Origin of the sequence: Massilia sp. Root418, assembly GCF_001425265.1 — a bacterium.
GTDB lineage: Bacteria > Pseudomonadota > Gammaproteobacteria > Burkholderiales > Burkholderiaceae_D > Rugamonas.
Genome location: NZ_LMEC01000025.1, coordinates 79,957 through 93,976, shown reverse-complemented (window position 1 = coordinate 93,976; position 14,020 = coordinate 79,957). Strand labels below are relative to the sequence as shown.

Annotated in this window: 15 protein-coding genes; 8 read left to right on the top strand and 7 right to left on the bottom strand. The window is 65.9% G+C overall.

What is annotated here, in order from left to right; all coding sequences use genetic code 11:
- Positions 1 to 83: 83 nt before the first annotated feature.
- Entirely contained in the window at positions 84 to 620 is a 537-nt protein-coding gene (locus tag ASC94_RS27235) for a DUF2058 domain-containing protein (RefSeq protein WP_056404341.1), read from the top strand.
- A 16-nt stretch (positions 621 to 636) separates the two neighbouring features.
- On the opposite strand, the gene ASC94_RS27230 is transcribed toward ASC94_RS27235, so the two are convergent.
- Positions 637 to 1,257: a cysteine hydrolase family protein gene (locus ASC94_RS27230; protein WP_056403763.1), complete on the bottom strand. Its 621-nt coding sequence runs from the start codon at positions 1,255 to 1,257 to the stop codon at positions 637 to 639.
- Positions 1,258 to 1,352: 95 nt separating this feature from the next.
- Between ASC94_RS27230 and ASC94_RS27225 the strand changes: the two genes are divergently transcribed.
- The gene (locus tag ASC94_RS27225) at positions 1,353 to 2,321 is read left to right on the top strand and encodes a GlxA family transcriptional regulator (RefSeq protein WP_056403759.1); all 969 of its coding nucleotides are present in this window, start codon (positions 1,353 to 1,355) and stop codon (positions 2,319 to 2,321) included.
- Positions 2,322 to 2,411: 90 nt separating this feature from the next.
- Here ASC94_RS27225 and ASC94_RS27220 read toward each other — a convergent pair whose 3' ends face one another.
- From ASC94_RS27220 to ASC94_RS27210, 3 genes are all read right to left on the bottom strand, one after another.
- Entirely contained in the window at positions 2,412 to 3,992 is a 1,581-nt protein-coding gene (locus ASC94_RS27220; protein ID WP_056403755.1) for an isocitrate lyase, read from the bottom strand.
- A 244-nt stretch (positions 3,993 to 4,236) separates the two neighbouring features.
- Positions 4,237 to 4,755 carry a host attachment protein gene (locus tag ASC94_RS27215; protein WP_082616883.1) on the bottom strand — a complete coding sequence of 173 codons (519 nt, stop codon included), beginning with the start codon at positions 4,753 to 4,755 and terminating at the stop codon, positions 4,237 to 4,239.
- Between the two features lie 123 nt (positions 4,756 to 4,878).
- The gene (locus ASC94_RS27210) at positions 4,879 to 5,220 is read right to left on the bottom strand and encodes a DUF1840 domain-containing protein (protein WP_056403752.1); all 342 of its coding nucleotides are present in this window, start codon (positions 5,218 to 5,220) and stop codon (positions 4,879 to 4,881) included.
- Between the two features lie 194 nt (positions 5,221 to 5,414).
- Between ASC94_RS27210 and ASC94_RS27205 the strand changes: the two genes are divergently transcribed.
- Positions 5,415 to 6,362: an MYG1 family protein gene (locus ASC94_RS27205; protein WP_056403749.1), complete on the top strand. Its 948-nt coding sequence runs from the start codon at positions 5,415 to 5,417 to the stop codon at positions 6,360 to 6,362.
- 64 nt (positions 6,363 to 6,426) lie between these two features.
- Positions 6,427 to 7,260, top strand: a complete 834-nt coding sequence (locus ASC94_RS27200; RefSeq protein ID WP_056403745.1) for a class I SAM-dependent methyltransferase — start codon at positions 6,427 to 6,429, stop codon at positions 7,258 to 7,260.
- Here ASC94_RS27200 and ASC94_RS27195 read toward each other — a convergent pair.
- A complete protein-coding gene (locus ASC94_RS27195; RefSeq protein ID WP_056403742.1) occupies positions 7,257 to 8,936 on the bottom strand; it encodes a beta-xylosidase in 1,680 nt (559 codons plus the stop codon). The two genes, ASC94_RS27200 and ASC94_RS27195, sit on opposite strands and share 4 nt — an antisense overlap.
- A gap of 157 nt (positions 8,937 to 9,093) precedes the next feature.
- Between ASC94_RS27195 and ASC94_RS27190 the strand changes: the two genes are divergently transcribed.
- The 3 genes from ASC94_RS27190 to ASC94_RS27180 are packed head-to-tail and all read left to right on the top strand — an operon-like array spanning position 9,094 to position 10,060.
- Positions 9,094 to 9,429 carry a helix-turn-helix transcriptional regulator gene (locus ASC94_RS27190; protein ID WP_200955845.1) on the top strand — a complete coding sequence of 112 codons (336 nt, stop codon included), beginning with the start codon at positions 9,094 to 9,096 and terminating at the stop codon, positions 9,427 to 9,429.
- Positions 9,426 to 9,839 carry an SRPBCC domain-containing protein gene (locus ASC94_RS27185; protein ID WP_056403735.1) on the top strand — a complete coding sequence of 138 codons (414 nt, stop codon included), beginning with the start codon at positions 9,426 to 9,428 and terminating at the stop codon, positions 9,837 to 9,839. The genes ASC94_RS27190 and ASC94_RS27185 overlap by 4 nt, the downstream gene beginning before the upstream one ends.
- A complete protein-coding gene (locus ASC94_RS27180; RefSeq protein ID WP_056403732.1) occupies positions 9,836 to 10,060 on the top strand; it encodes a hypothetical protein in 225 nt (74 codons plus the stop codon). The genes ASC94_RS27185 and ASC94_RS27180 overlap by 4 nt, the downstream gene beginning before the upstream one ends.
- Positions 10,061 to 10,093: 33 nt before the next feature.
- Here ASC94_RS27180 and ASC94_RS27175 read toward each other — a convergent pair whose 3' ends face one another.
- Positions 10,094 to 10,828 (bottom strand): glutathione S-transferase family protein, encoded by a 735-nt coding sequence (locus ASC94_RS27175; protein ID WP_056403729.1) that lies wholly within the window; start codon positions 10,826 to 10,828, stop codon positions 10,094 to 10,096.
- A 101-nt stretch (positions 10,829 to 10,929) separates the two neighbouring features.
- Between ASC94_RS27175 and ASC94_RS27170 the strand changes: the two genes are divergently transcribed.
- Positions 10,930 to 11,820, top strand: coding sequence for a LysR substrate-binding domain-containing protein (locus tag ASC94_RS27170; protein WP_056403726.1), 891 nt, complete (start codon positions 10,930 to 10,932; stop codon positions 11,818 to 11,820).
- A 69-nt stretch (positions 11,821 to 11,889) separates the two neighbouring features.
- Here ASC94_RS27170 and ASC94_RS27165 read toward each other — a convergent pair whose 3' ends face one another.
- Positions 11,890 to 13,956 carry a GDSL-type esterase/lipase family protein gene (locus tag ASC94_RS27165; protein ID WP_082616882.1) on the bottom strand — a complete coding sequence of 689 codons (2,067 nt, stop codon included), beginning with the start codon at positions 13,954 to 13,956 and terminating at the stop codon, positions 11,890 to 11,892.
- Positions 13,957 to 14,020 lie beyond the last annotated feature (64 nt).

Below are 14,020 nucleotides of genomic sequence, written 5' to 3'. Positions count from 1 at the left end.
GTTAAGCCTAGTGCTGGCAAACTGGAAGTCAAGGACGGCGCCAAGGTTTGTTATGCTAGCGTCTTTCGTACGGAGTAATGGATATGGTTTCGTTGGCAGATCAACTGCTCAAAGCTGGCCTGGTCGATAAAAAGAAGGTCAAGGTAGTCCAGCAGGACAAGAGCAAGCAGAAAAAGGAAGAGCGCCGCAGCGGCACCGAGACCGTGGATGAGGCGCGCCTGGCGGCGCAGGAAATGCAGCGCAAGCAGGCCGAGCGCGCGCGCGAGCTGAACGCCCAGCGCGACGCTGCCGCCGCCCAGAAGGCGATCCAGGCGCAGATCGCGCAGATGGTGCAGCAGAACCGCCAGAACAAGGGCAAGGGCGACGTGGCCTACAACTTCACGCACGGCACCAAGATCGAACGCATCTACGTGTCGCCGGAAGTGCAGGGCCACCTGATCGCCGGCCGCCTGGTAATCGTGTGCCTGAACGGCGCCGTGGAACTGGTGCCGCGCGTGATTGCCGACAAGATCGCCGAGCGCGATGAATCCATCGTGGTGCGCGTGAAGCAGACCAGCACCGAGGTCGAGGAGGACGATCCGTACGCAGCCTTCAAGATCCCCGACGACCTGATGTGGTAAGCCCTTGGCGGGGGTTTTACGCCGCTTCCCGCTCCAGTTTCAGCTCCAGCACCTGCGAGGTGCTCAGCACGTCGCCGAAGGCGTCCGCGATGGCCGCCAGCGCGGCGCGGTGCAGCTCCGCGTGCGGCACCAGGCCGGTAGGCCCGTCCAGGTCGCGCGTGGCGCAGGCGTCGTGCGGCACGATGACGGCGTAGCCCAGCGGCACCGCGTCGCGCGCGGCGCCGGTCACGCACATATGGGTCATCAGGCCCGACACGATCAGCGTCTTGATGCCGGCCGCCTTCAGGCGCTGGTCCAGGTCCGTGCCCTGGAAGGCGCTCACCTGCGACTTCTTCACCACCGCATGGTGCGGCGCCGGCTGCAGCCCGCTGTGGAAGGGCACCGTGTCGCCATCCTCCGCAAAGATAGGGCTGCCGGCCGGCGTCACGTGCTGGATGTGGAACACCGGCATGCCGGCGCGGTCCGCGTGCGCCACCAGGCGCTGCGTGTTGCGCAGGGCGGCCATGCCGTCCGGGATCGGCATCCTGCCGCTGAAATACTCGTTCTGAAAATCGATTACCAGCAGGGCGGTGCTGTTCGCGGCGATCGCTTGCGGGGCGCTGGCGCCGGCCATGGTGCGGATGGTGGGGTGGTTCATGTGATCTCCTGGTTGGTTGTGCGGTGGGATCAGTATCGCGCCGCGCCGTCCGCCCCGAAAGTGTCCCGCAGGACAACATGTGATAGGATCGGGCCATGTCCGAATCCACCTCTGGCCACACTGTCGCCGTCATCGCCTTCGAAGGCATCAGCCCCTTCCACCTGTCCGTGCCCTGCATGGTGTTCGGCGACGACATGGCGCGCCTGGGCGGGCCGCGCTACGAGCTGCTGGTGTGCGGCGAGCGGCCCGGCCTCACCGCCACCATGTCCGGCTTCAGCATCGACGTGCCGCATGGCCTGTCCGCGCTGGAGCGCGCCGACACCGTCATCGTGCCTGCCTGGGGACACCCGGACGAACGGCCTTCCGAAGCCCTGCTGCAGGCCCTGCGCGCCGCGCACGAACGCGGGGCCAGGGTGGTGGGCCTGTGCCTGGGCGCCTTCGTGCTGGCCGAGGCCGGACTGCTGGACGGGCGCGCAGCGTCTACACACTGGGTGTGGGCCGAGGACTTCGCCCGTAAATACCCCAAGGTGAAACTGGACCAGAAAGTGCTGTACGTGGATGACGGCGACATCCTTACCTCGGCCGGCACCGCCGCCGCCATCGACTGCTGTTTGCACCTGCTGCGCTGCGACCACGGCGCCGACGTGGCCAACCGCGTGGCGCGCCGCATGGTGGTAGCGCCGCACCGCGACGGCGGCCAGGCGCAGTACATCGAACAGCCCCTGCCCAAGGCCGGCAGCGGCGACCCGCTCGACAGCGTGCTGGCCTGGGCCCAGGCCCACCTGGACCAGCCGCTGTGCCTGGACAAGCTGGCCGCGCGCGCCGCCATGAGCCGCAGGAACTTCACGCGCCGCTTCAAGGCCCGCACCGGCGCCACCGTGGCGCAATGGCTGCTCAACCACCGCCTGGCCGCCGCCCAGCGCCTACTGGAGACCAGCGACCAGGCCATCGACCGCGTGGCCGAACTGGCCGGCTTCGGCTCCACCGTCTCGCTGCGCCAGCAGTTCACGGCCGCGTTCTCGCTCTCGCCGGCCGCCTACCGCAAACAGTTCAGGCCGAAATGAACAAGCCCCCGCGCTGGATACAGCGCGGGGGCTTGCGACCGGTTGCCTTGTGGGCGAGGGTAAAACTATAAAGCTAAGACTGCGTGCTGCTTAGAACTGGTTCATGGTGTTGTCTTTGCCGGCGGCCTTCAGCGCCGCTTCGCCGCTGAAGTATTCCTTGTGGTCGTCGCCGATGTCCGAACCGGACATGTTCTGGTGCTTGACGCAGGCGATGCCCTGGCGGATTTCCTTGCGCTGCACGCCGGCCACGTAGCCCAGCATGCCTTGCTCGCCGAAGTATTCCTTGGCCAGGTTGTCGGTCGACAGCGCGGCGGTGTGGTAGGTCGGCAGCGTGATCAGGTGGTGGAAGATGCCGGCTTCGCGGGCCGCGTCGGCCTGGAAGGTGCGGATCTTCTCGTCGGCGGCGATGGCCAGTTCGGTCTGGTCGTATTCCACGCTCATCAGCTTGCTGCGCTCGTAGGCCGACACGTCCTTGCCCGCTTCCTTCATCGCGTCGTACACCTGCTGGCGGAAGTTCAGGGTCCAGTTGAACGACGGGCTGTTGTTGTACACCAGCTTGGCGTTCGGGATGACCTTGCGGATTTCGCTGACCATGCCGCCGATCTGGGCGATATGCGGTTTTTCGGTTTCGATCCACAGCAGGTCGGCGCCGTTCTGCAGCGCGGTCACGCAATCGAGCACGCAGCGCTCTTCGCCGGTGCCGGCGCGGAACTGGAACAGGTTGCTTGGCAGGCGCTTCGGACGCAGCAGCTTGCCGTCGCGCTTGATGATCACGTCGCCGTTGCCCAGCGCGTCGGCCGACACTTCTTCGCAGTCGAGGAAGGAGTTGTACTGGTCGCCCAGGTCGCCCGGCTTGGCCGTTACGGCGATCTGCTTGGTCAGGCCGGCGCCCAGCGAGTCGGTGCGGGCCACGATGATGCCGTCGTCCACGCCCAGTTCCAGGAAGGCGTAGCGGATGGCGCGGATCTTGGCCAGGAAGTCCTCGTGCGGCACGGTGACCTTGCCGTCCTGGTGGCCGCACTGCTTCTCGTCCGACACCTGGTTCTCGATCTGGATGCAGCAGGCGCCCGCTTCGATGAACTGCTTGGCCAGCAGGTAGGTCGCTTCGGCGTTGCCGAAGCCGGCATCGATGTCGGCGATGATAGGCACCACGTGGGTCACGTGGTTGTCGATCTGCGCCTGGATGGCGGCCTTGGCCGAACCTTCGGCGGCGTCCAGTTGGCGGAACAGGCCGCCCAGTTCACGCGCGTCGGCCTGGCGCAGGAAGGTGTACAGCTCCTTGATCAGTGCCGAGACAGCGGTCTTTTCATGCATCGACTGGTCCGGCAGCGGGCCGAACTCGGAGCGCAGCGCGGCCACCATCCAGCCGGACAGGTAGAGGTAGCGGCGGTCGGTGCTGTTGAAGTGCTTCTTGATGGAGATCATCTTTTGCTGGCCGATGAAACCGTGCCAGCAGCCCAGCGACTGCGTGTACTTCGACGGGTCGGCGTCATAGGCGGCCATGTCCGCACGCATGATCTTGGCGGTGTACTTGGCGATGTCCAGGCCGGTCTTGAACTTGTTCTGGGCGCGCATGCGGGCGGCCGATTCCGGGTTGATCGCGTTCCAGGCGCTGCCTTGCTGTTCTTTCAGGGCGCCGATGGCGTTGATGTCGTCTTGGTACTGGGACATGGTGTGAATCTCCTAAGTAGTAATGCAAGAAGGTGATGCAAGAAAGTGAAACCGCATGCATTAATAGTAGGCCTTTTTATTGCGGCGCACCAGAGTCTTATATAAGACATATAACTAGAATTTTTCTCTTTGAATTCAAAGCGTTGAATATCGTATTTCGGGATACGAAACAAACTTTCAAAAAATGAGATGAATTCCGTGCTGGTTTTTTTGCGCCTGTTTCACGCTGTGAAACGCTTTTTCGCTATCGAGGATGAGCGTGCTGCGCGCGCACCTGCCCATGCAGGCGCTCCTGCAGTTGCTGCGCGTCGAGCTGGGTGTAGTCCTTGTTGAGTTCCTGCTTGGCCAGCGCGGCGATCTGCGGGGCCAGGCAGCCGCGCAAGGTGCCGAGGAATTCCGGCGAGGCGGCAATGAACAGTTGCTGGAACCGTCCTTGCTGGTGCGCCGTCACAAGGTAGCGCGAGATGTCCCGCGCAAACTGTTCGGCCTGGTGCTGGTCCGGTGTCTGCGCCGGCTGGTAGTCCTTGTTCGGCGCGCCCGCCCTGGCGTTGTGGGCCTGGCCCGGGCCCTGCGTTCCGCCGATGCCATGGCCGCTACTGGTGGCAGCCTTGGGGTCGATCTTGTCGGAGATCGTGTCCAGCATGCGCTGACGCATTGCTGAATTAAGCATGTCCTCGACTTCCACCAGCGGCCCGTTGGGGCTGGACTCGGTAAAGAACCGCGCACGGCCGGCGTTGGCCGAAAGTATCCACGTGGTGTGCATATCGCCTCCCTATCAGTGCGTTGTAGAGTGGCCAGCCCCGCAACCGCCGGGAACTGGCGATGAAAAACCAGTATAGTCCCGGCCCGAATCAGGCGGCGCCCGGCGTGCGGACGCGTGCGTGGGTCAGACGCCCCACATGATGTACTCGTTCTCCCTGCTGGCCGAGCGCAGCATTTCCAGCAGCGGATAGGCGCGCGCCGAGAAGCTCACCCGCTGCTGCAGGGCATGCTCGGTACTCTCGCCTTCTTCCTGCTCAGGCGTGTGGACGTCGTGCTCGACGTCCTCTTTCGGGTGCAGCTTCGTGTAGCTCACTTCCTGCTCCAGCAGGGACAGGGCGGCGGTCGCTTCGGCCGCCGTGATCACGCCGCGCTGGGGGCTTTTGTGCAGCAGGCGCAGGATGCGCTCGGCATGCTCCTGGTACATCAGTACCTCGGGCGAGGATTTGGATTTGAAGGAAATTAACATATGCACGTCCTAAGTCAGGTTCCGGCGGCCGCCTGGGTGTGGGCCGCCCGATGAGGAGACATTAGTCCCGTTCGCTCGAATTCCCAAATGAAATCCGTTCGTTTAAGCAGCCTTTAAGACACCGCCCGGTGCCGCAATGACGGGTATGATGCGGTCTGACAGTTGTCTGACAGATGTGAGAAAGTTGAACTGATATGGTTATCGTGACCCACAGCGGCAAATTCCATGCGGACGACGCCTGGGCGGTCGCCGTCCTGAATGTTTTATTCCCCGGCAGCGAAATCGTCCGCACGCGCGATGCCGCAACCATCGAGGCGGCGGATTTCGCCATCGACGTGGGCGGCATCTGGGACCCGGCGGCGGGCCGCTTCGACCACCACCAGAAAGGCTTCAGCGGCGCCCGCGCGAGCGGCGTGCCCTACGCCAGCGCAGGGCTGGTGTGGCGCGAATACGGCGCCCGCTGCGTCGCTGCGCTGGCCGCCGCGCACACCGGGCAGCAGCTGGCCGATGGCGAGGCGCGCGAGATCGCCTACGGCATCGACGCCGACATCGTGCAATACCTGGACCTGTCGGACGTGGGCGCGGCGAAAAGCGCGCCCGGCGGCTACGGCTTGTCGGCGGTGGTGTCCGGCTTCAACCCCAACTGGCTTGACGAGCAAAGGCTGGGCTACGGCGCGCCGGCCGATGCCTACCGCCTGGAACAGTTCCAGCGCGCGATGGCGCTGCTGACGGATATCCTGATCAACGCGGTACGGTACCGGGTCGGCGCCATGCTGGCGGTGGCGCAAGTGCGGCAGGGCGAGGTGCTGGAAGACGGCAAGGTGCTGTTCCTGAAAAACAGCGCGCTGCCCTGGACCCAGGTGGTGCGCAAGGAAATGCCCAAGGTGCTGTTCGTCATCAGCCACAGCGTTGCCGAACAGCGCTACGTGCTGCACACGGTGCCGGTCAGCGCCGAAAGCTTCAAGGCGCGGGCCGATCTGCCGGCGTCCTGGGCCGGACTGCGCGACGCGGAACTGGCCGCCGTCACCGGCGTGCCGGACGCTGGCTTCTGCCACAACGGCAGGTTCATCGCCGCCGTGAAATCCTACGAGGGCGCGCGCACCATGGCCAGGCTGGCGCTGCAGGAGCTGGAGCGGGCCTAGGCGAAGTTGTTCAGCGGCGCTGCGCGCAGCGCCTATACTGAATCTCATTCGCCAGGAGAACGCCATGAGCCAAGCCGACAGCCCGCCAGCGCCCGATTTTTCCGCGATCAAGCAACGCCAGCAAGCCACTTGGGCCAGCGGCGACTTCGCCATCATCGGCGTGACCCTGCAAATTGTCGGCGAATCGCTGGCGGAGGCGGCCGATATCCGCGCCGGCGAAGAGGTGATCGACATCGCGGCCGGTAACGGCAATGCTACCCTGGCGGCCGCACACCGCTTCGCGCACGTCACCTCCACCGACTACGTGCCGGCGCTGCTCGAAAAAGGCCGCGCGCGCGCCGCCGCCGAAGGCCTGGCGGTGGTGTTCCGCGAGGCCGACGCCGAAGCCTTGCCCTTTGCCGACGGCAGCTTCGACGTGGCGCTGTCCACCTTCGGCATCATGTTCACGCCCAACCACGTCCAGTCGTCCAGCGAAATGATGCGCGTGCTGCGCCCCGGCGGGCGCGCCGGGATGGCCAACTGGACGCCGCAGGGCTTCATCGGCCAGCTGTTCAAGACTATAGGCCAGCACGTGCCGCCGCCGGCGGGCGTGAAGCCGCCCGGGCTGTGGGGCACCGAGGATTACCTGGGCCAGCTGTTCGGCGAACAGGCGGAGCGCTTCGAAGTGCAGCGCAAGATGTTCAACTTCCGCTACGCCTCCGCCGCGCACTGGCTGCAAGTGTTCCGCGATTTCTACGGTCCGGTGCACAAGGCGTTCGCGGCCCTGGACGACCCCGGCAAGCTGGCGCTGGAACGCGATCTGACCGCCTTGCTGGACAGCGCCAACACGGCAGGCGGCGCCTCCCTGGTGGTGCCGGCCGAATACCTGGAAGTCGTCATCACCAAGCGCGGGGGCTAGTATTCCAGCACCACCAGCGACACCGCCTGGCGCGGCAGCTGCATCCTGACGGTGGCCTTGCCGCCCGGTGTGGGCAGCGTGCTGGCCGCGCCCAGCTGCGCCAGCTCGCTGGCCTTCTGTAGTTCCGCCACCTGCGCCGCGCTCGGGCTGGCCGGCGAGCCCATGCGCTGCCACGCGCTGTAGGAATTGCTGTTGTCGTTGTCGATGCGGTAGTGGCGCAGTTGCACCTGCGCGGCGGGGATGCCGGCGATGCGCAGTTCCACCGGCGAGCCGGCGTCGAGGAGGTCGTCGTCGTGGTAGTTCCACACCATCACGGCAATGCTGTGCCGGTCCTTGCTGGCCAGGGCATTGATATCGGTGCGCGCGCCGCGCACGCCGCCGGCCATGATGGCGGCCGCGTCGTAAGCCTGGTCGCCGCCTACCGCCACGCGCTCGCCGCGCATCATGCCGAACATGCGGAATACGTTGAGCACCGGCTTGTTCACGCCGTTGGTGGCCAGGTCGCGGAAGCCGGCGAACCAGGGCTGATCCTCGAACTCGAACGACCAGTTCACGGCGCCGACCAGGTTCACGCCGCGCCGCGCGGCCAGTTCGTATTCGCGCGCAATCGAGGCCGCCGTATAGCTCGCGTACAGCGTGCCGTTGCGGTAAGCGTTCTCCGGGTTGGTCTGCATGCCGCAGGCGGCGCAGCCTTCGGGATCGGATTCGCCGATGATTACCGGCACGCCTTTCAGTTCCGGATATTTCTCCACCAGCGCAAAGCCCTGGTCCAGGCGCTTGAAGTGGATGCCCATGCCCATCTGGACCACGCCGCCGGCCACCCTGGGCGAACCCTTGGCGTGGAAGGCCACGAAGTCCAGCGGCGAGCCGGTTTTGCCGGTGGCGAAGTTGGTTCCGTGCAGCGCGTGCTGCAGGAAGTCGTCCATGAAGCGCCCGGCGCCGGCCGTGTGCGGCCCGCCCATGCGCGCGGTCGGCAGCGCGCGCTTGACGGCGTCGGCCGCGTAGTCGTACATCTTGAAGTATTCCAGCTTGGTGTCGGGCGCGATCAGGTAGTGGCCGTCCGGCTCGTTCCATACTTCCCAGTACCAGCTTTCCACCTCCTGCCGGCCGTAGCGCGCCACGCAGTGCGTCACCCACTGGTAGATCAGTTCGGCCCACTTGTCGTAGTCCTTGGGCGGCGTGGCCCAGCCTGTCATGATCTCCTGGTAGGGCGTGCCCGGCTTCCAGCGGTGCTGGTAGGGCTGCGGACGCTGCGACAGCGCTTCCGGCATGAAGCCGATCTGCGCCAGCGGTTTCATCTTGCGCTCCACGTAGGTGTCGAAGATCTGGTCGACGATGGTCCAGTTGTAGACCGGCTTTCCGTCCTTGTCCTCGCTGTACATGCCGGTCGAGCCCCATTTCAGCGCGTAGCTGCCGTCGCCCGAGGTCATCAGGTTGTGCGCGCGGACGTATACCGGCACCGGGCTCAGGGCGGCAATATCGCTGAGCAGCTTCTTGCCGTTGGGGGCGGTGGTGTAGTTCGGTTCATCGTAGCCGAACCAGGCCCAGATCGGGGTCATCGGGCCCGTGACGCGGGCGGCATCCACGGTGAGCTGGACCGGTGCCTGTACCGGCGGCGCGGCAAGGCTGATCGGCGCGCTGGCTGCCAGGCTCAGCGCGGTGAGGAGTCTCTTCATTATTGTTCTCTCGGCAAAGGCAGTGCAGCGATGGTAGGCCGCCGCGCCGCGCCGGTCTAATAACAAATTTGGCGGACGCTATATCAATTCCAGCATCGCAGCTTTCTCTTGACGACCCATAACCAGCTGGCTATACTTAATCCATAACTCGATGGCTATGAATAACATGCACAACAACGCACACGACGCGCTCTTCCGGGCACTGGCCGATCCGACCCGGCGCGCCATTTTTGAACAGCTGTGCACGGGCGGCGAGCAAACCGTGGGCGGGCTGACTGGCCACGCGCAGATTTCGCAGCCCGCCGTCTCCAAGCATCTCGCGGTACTGAAGCAGGCCGGCCTGGTGCTGGACCGGCACCAGGGCCGCCAGACGCACTACAGCGCGCAGCTCAACGCGCTGGCTCCGCTGCTGGACTGGACCAACCAGATGACGCGCTTCTGGGAAGGCCGGTTCGACGATCTTGATGACCTCTTGAAAAGGATGGACCAATGAACCAAGTTGCCCAACAACTCCGCACCGTCGTAGTCGAACGCGAGTTCCCGCATCCGCCCGAAAAGCTCTGGCGCGCGCTCACCCAGCCCCATCTGATTGAAGCGTGGCTGATGAAAAGCGATTTCCAGCCGGTGGCCGGCCACCGCTTCCAGTTCAATGCGGACTGGGGCTCGGTCGATTGCCGGGTGGAAGAAGTCGATCCGCTGAAAACGCTGTCCTACACCTGGTCCGCCTACGGCGTGGAGACCGTCGTCACCTGGACCCTGGACGCGACCAGCAAAGGCACGCATCTGCGGATGGAGCAAGCCGGCTTCCGGCTCGACCAGGAACAGGCCTACCAGGGCGCGCAGTACGGCTGGCAGAACTTTTTCAACCAGCTGGAGCAGGTGGCGGCGGGAGCGGCGGCATGATGGGCGAATCCACCAAACGTGCGCTGCTGCGCTGGACCCATGCCTTGCTGGCGATCCCGGTCGCCGGCTACATCTACGGGCCGATCGAGGAGCTGCACAACTATGCCGCCTCGATACGCTACGGCTTCTTCCCCGCCATCGTGCTGCTGGGATTATGGATGTGGAAGGGGCACCTGGTGCGGCACCTCTTCGCCCGCGCGGACGGCAGCCTGCAACGCTAGCCGCCGCTGCCGCGCCGCGCGCGGGCGTCCGGCCTACGCCGCGAGCGGCGCGTGCATGCCTGCGGCCTGCGGGATGTCCAGCTGCGCCAGGCTCACATGGCCAAGGCAGCTGCCGCTGCCGCCGGCCGCATTGCCGCTCTTTTCCAGTTCCAGCGCGAAGCGGACCGCCGGATCGTCCGCCAGCTTGCGCATGTAGCGCGCCACGTTCGGATAGCTCCCTTCCAGCACGCACACCTTGTGGTATTCCGCCCAGCGGCCGATGGCGAACAGGTAGGCATCGGCCACGGTCGGCTTGCCGCCGTCCAGCAGCCACTCACGGTCCGCCAGCAGGGCGTCGAGATAGGCGTACTCCTTGCGCACGTGGTCTTCGCCATGCTTGCGCAGGACCTGTTTCACCACCGGGTCGTCAACGCCGGCGTCGTACAAAGCCCACAGCGGGGCAAACGCTGCAAACAGATCCGTCACCAGGTAGGACAGCATCGCCGCCAGGCGGTCCGCGTCATGCGTTCCCGGCGCGAAGCCCAGTCCTTGCGCGGCGCCGCGCTGGCCGATGTGCTGCAGGATCGCCAGGCTTTCGGTCAGCGTGTGGCCATGCGCGGTCAGCATGGCAGGGGTCTTCATGCGCGGGTTCACCTGCGCAAAGCGCGCGGGCCACTCCTCCATCATCTCGATGCGGACCAGGCGGTAAGGCTGGCCCAGCCACTCCGATGCTATGACGGAGGCCAGCGAGCAGCCGCTGGGTACGCCGTAGAAAATAACTGTTTCCATGTGATTTCTCCTGTGTGGTTGAGCAGGGGAATATACGTACCTGAACGATGAGCGAAAAGATGGCAAAATATGGATGGAGCGTACGTGGATCTGAACGATAAATGCGAAACCTGAACGACTATTTTTACTTTGTGCTGGTGGTGGACCAGGGCGGCTTTGCGCAGGCGGCACGGCACAGCGGCCTGCCCAAATCGACGCTCTCCACGCGGCTGGCGGCACTGGAAGCGGAGCTGGGCGTGCGCCTGATCCAGCGCACGTCGCGGCGCTTCACCGTGACGGAATTAGGACAGGAATTCTATCGCCACGCATCGGCCATGCTGATCGAGGCCCAGGCCGCGGAGGATGTGGTGAAAGGGCGGCTGGCCGAGCCCAGCGGCGCAGTGCGGATCACGGCGTCCGTGCCCACGGTGCAGACCATGCTGGGCGAGGTGCTGGTCGAGCTGGCCGTGGCGCATCCCAGGGTGCAGGTCTCGGTGCACGTCACCGACCGCGCGGTGGACCTGGTGCAGGAAGGTTTCGACATGGCCGTGCGCGACCACTTCGCGCCATTGCCGGACTCCGGGCTGGTGCAGCGGCGCGTGGCCACCGAGTGCGTCCTGCTGGTGGCGTCCGCCGCCTACCTGGCCGCGCGTGCCGTGCCGCAGGTTCCGCAAGACCTGGCACTCCACGACGGCCTGATGAGCACCATGCACGGCGGTGCCTGGCGGCTGGAGAGCGACGCGGGCGAGCAAGTGGAGGTTAGGCTGGCGCCGCGCATGCATGCGGATGAATCCAGCGTGCTGCTGCGCGCTGCCGAAGCCGGGCTGGGGATTGCCTGCCTGCCGCAGCGCATGGTCCAGGCCTCACTGGAGGCGGGCCGCGTGCAGCGCGTGCTGCCCGGGTGGCGGGCCGGCACGGTGACCACGACGCTACTGATGCCGCACCGCCGTGGCCAGCTGCCATCGGTGCGCCTGGTGGCGGATGCCATCGCCCGAGCCGCGCAGCAGAAATAAGAACCCTGGCTGTCCGTGCCGGACGGACCATCGCCGCACCGAGTCACACCTCCCGGCACGCGCCCCGTTTCAATGCGGCGCGAGCGTGTCGTTCTCCGCTTTGGGCGGCTGCGCCAGCACCCACATGAAGTACAGCGCCTTGGCCGCCTTGGCGCGGCTGACCGGCGTTGAAGGCTCCAGCGCGCGGCCATTGACCATGCGCCCGCGCGCGATGCCCGATTCCGCCCGGATCAGGCCCAATTCGTAGGCCGCGCGCAGCTTGTCGGCATAGGCGGGATCGGCCAGCTGCTCCCAGCGCAGCAGCGGGTAGTACATGGCGCCTTGCGCGCCGCTGTCCAGGTTGGGGTCGTAGCCGGGCGTGCCGGTGACGGCGGTCTTGCCGTTGTAGTCCGTCATGTAGGCTGGTTTGGCGCGGAATTTTTCGCGGTAGGCGTCATGCAGGATGGCGCCCATCACCTCGCGGCGCAAGGGGCCGTCGCCATAGTCCGCCAGCGCGCCGCAGGGCGTGCGCATCAGGGTGCACAGCGCGTTGACGAATTCACGCGTGGACATGATGGCAGCGGGGCGGAAGTTGCCGTCCGCGTCGGTGCGCAGGGCGCCCAGCTGCAGCAGCTTCTCGATCTGATTGCGGTAATAGGCGTTCTCGCCGCCGGCGATGTCGCGCGCAATCTCCGGATACACGCCGGACCAGTCGCGGCGGTCTATCGCTGCCTTCACGGCAGGGTGGAAATAGGCGGTGATGCCAGCCGCCGTGCGGTCGCCCTCCCTGGCCAGGCGGGCCAGTTCGTCCGCCACCAGGCGCGCATACTGCTTCGACAGCGACTCCTTGAAGTGCGTGCCGTCGATCTTGTTGGCCGGGTGTCCGTTGGCGTAGCTGCCGTCGTTGGTCTTGCCCGGCGTTTCGCCGGCCTCGATCGACATGATCATGGCACTGATGGCGGCCGCACCGGCCTCGTTGTAGTAGGCCACGCTGCGGCTGTTCAGGTCCAGCACCGGTACGCCTTGCGCTGCGCCGATGGCCTTCATCAGTTCCGGGAAGCGCCTTTTCTGGAAAGAGTTCTGGAAGGGTTCGCCCGGCTTGGGCGCGCCGTTCACGCGCGACATCGGCGTTACCAGCAGCGGCACCAGTCCGCGCGCCCGGATCGCCGGCAGGTAGACGTCGCGCAGCATGGATTCGTACATGTCCTCGGTGGCGCCGCGCCCCCAGCGGCGCGTCTCGTCCGTGCTCTCGTCGTTGTGGCCGAACTGGATCAACAGGTAGTCGCCCGCGTGCGCGTGCAGCAGCAAGTCGTTCAGGCGGCCTTCCGCGTAGGCGTTGCGGAAGGAGCGCCCGCCCATGGAATAGTTCACCACGCGCACGCGCTGCTGGTCGAACAGCCGGCCGAACACCTGGCCCCAGCCGCTCATGGGCGCTTCATCGAAGGTATAGGATTTGACGGTGGAATCGCCCAGCGTGTAGATGGTCGGGAGGGCGTTGGCCGGGCGCGCCTGCGCCGCAATCGGGGTGATGCTGATCTCGGCCACGCCAACCGGCACATTGGTCTTGCGCGGTTCGATTTCAATGTCGATGTAGCCGCGCCCGTTCGCATAGCGGAAGGACCACTGCTTGCCCTCCCAGGCCGCCGTGGTCCGGTTGGGAAGCAGGCCGGCCGCGTCCCAGAACACCCCGGGATTCAGGCGGCTGGCCTGCATGCCGCTGACGGAGACGATGGTGTCGGCGGCGTCCGATGTGGTGCGCACGCGGATGGCGTAGGCGCCCGGCGCCGCCTTCACGCGGAAGGCCATGCCGTAGTTGTTGTGGTGGTCGCTGCCGGCGTCGCCGTCAAAGCGCGGCTCGCTGATGCGGGCGCCGCCCGCGTCGCTGCGGATTTCCGCCGTGTGCACGGGGCGGGCAGGCACTGCGGCAGTGCGCTCCACGAAGCCGTAGCCGGCCGCGGCGTCGTACAGCGGCGCGTTGGCCTGGCTGTTCCAGGATACGCGCACGGCGCCCGGCGCAGGCTGGCCGGTGAAGTCGAAGCGCAGTTCGCCGGCGGCGCCGGGCTGCGCCGCCGCGTTTGCCGGATGGGCCAGCCAGAGCAGGGCGGCGCCCAGCAGCGCCATGGCGGCCCGGCCGGCTGAAGGGAGCAAGATATGCATGAAAGGGCGCGGCCGCAGCCGGAAAATTTGGTCTAGCCAGATGTTAATTGGACTGACCGGATTC

Coding starts and splice junctions, on each gene's coding strand:
- ASC94_RS27235 (WP_056404341.1), top strand. CDS start 84: ATGGTTTCGTTGGCAGATCAACTGCTCAAAGCTGGCCTGGTCGATAAA.
- ASC94_RS27230 (WP_056403763.1), bottom strand. CDS start 1,257: ATGAACCACCCCACCATCCGCACCATGGCCGGCGCCAGCGCCCCGCAA.
- ASC94_RS27225 (WP_056403759.1), top strand. CDS start 1,353: ATGTCCGAATCCACCTCTGGCCACACTGTCGCCGTCATCGCCTTCGAA.
- ASC94_RS27220 (WP_056403755.1), bottom strand. CDS start 3,992: ATGTCCCAGTACCAAGACGACATCAACGCCATCGGCGCCCTGAAAGAA.
- ASC94_RS27215 (WP_082616883.1), bottom strand. CDS start 4,755: ATGCACACCACGTGGATACTTTCGGCCAACGCCGGCCGTGCGCGGTTC.
- ASC94_RS27210 (WP_056403752.1), bottom strand. CDS start 5,220: ATGTTAATTTCCTTCAAATCCAAATCCTCGCCCGAGGTACTGATGTAC.
- ASC94_RS27205 (WP_056403749.1), top strand. CDS start 5,415: ATGGTTATCGTGACCCACAGCGGCAAATTCCATGCGGACGACGCCTGG.
- ASC94_RS27200 (WP_056403745.1), top strand. CDS start 6,427: ATGAGCCAAGCCGACAGCCCGCCAGCGCCCGATTTTTCCGCGATCAAG.
- ASC94_RS27195 (WP_056403742.1), bottom strand. CDS start 8,936: ATGAAGAGACTCCTCACCGCGCTGAGCCTGGCAGCCAGCGCGCCGATC.
- ASC94_RS27190 (WP_200955845.1), top strand. CDS start 9,094: ATGAATAACATGCACAACAACGCACACGACGCGCTCTTCCGGGCACTG.
- ASC94_RS27185 (WP_056403735.1), top strand. CDS start 9,426: ATGAACCAAGTTGCCCAACAACTCCGCACCGTCGTAGTCGAACGCGAG.
- ASC94_RS27180 (WP_056403732.1), top strand. CDS start 9,836: ATGATGGGCGAATCCACCAAACGTGCGCTGCTGCGCTGGACCCATGCC.
- ASC94_RS27175 (WP_056403729.1), bottom strand. CDS start 10,828: ATGGAAACAGTTATTTTCTACGGCGTACCCAGCGGCTGCTCGCTGGCC.
- ASC94_RS27170 (WP_056403726.1), top strand. CDS start 10,930: ATGCGAAACCTGAACGACTATTTTTACTTTGTGCTGGTGGTGGACCAG.
- ASC94_RS27165 (WP_082616882.1), bottom strand. CDS start 13,956: ATGCATATCTTGCTCCCTTCAGCCGGCCGGGCCGCCATGGCGCTGCTG.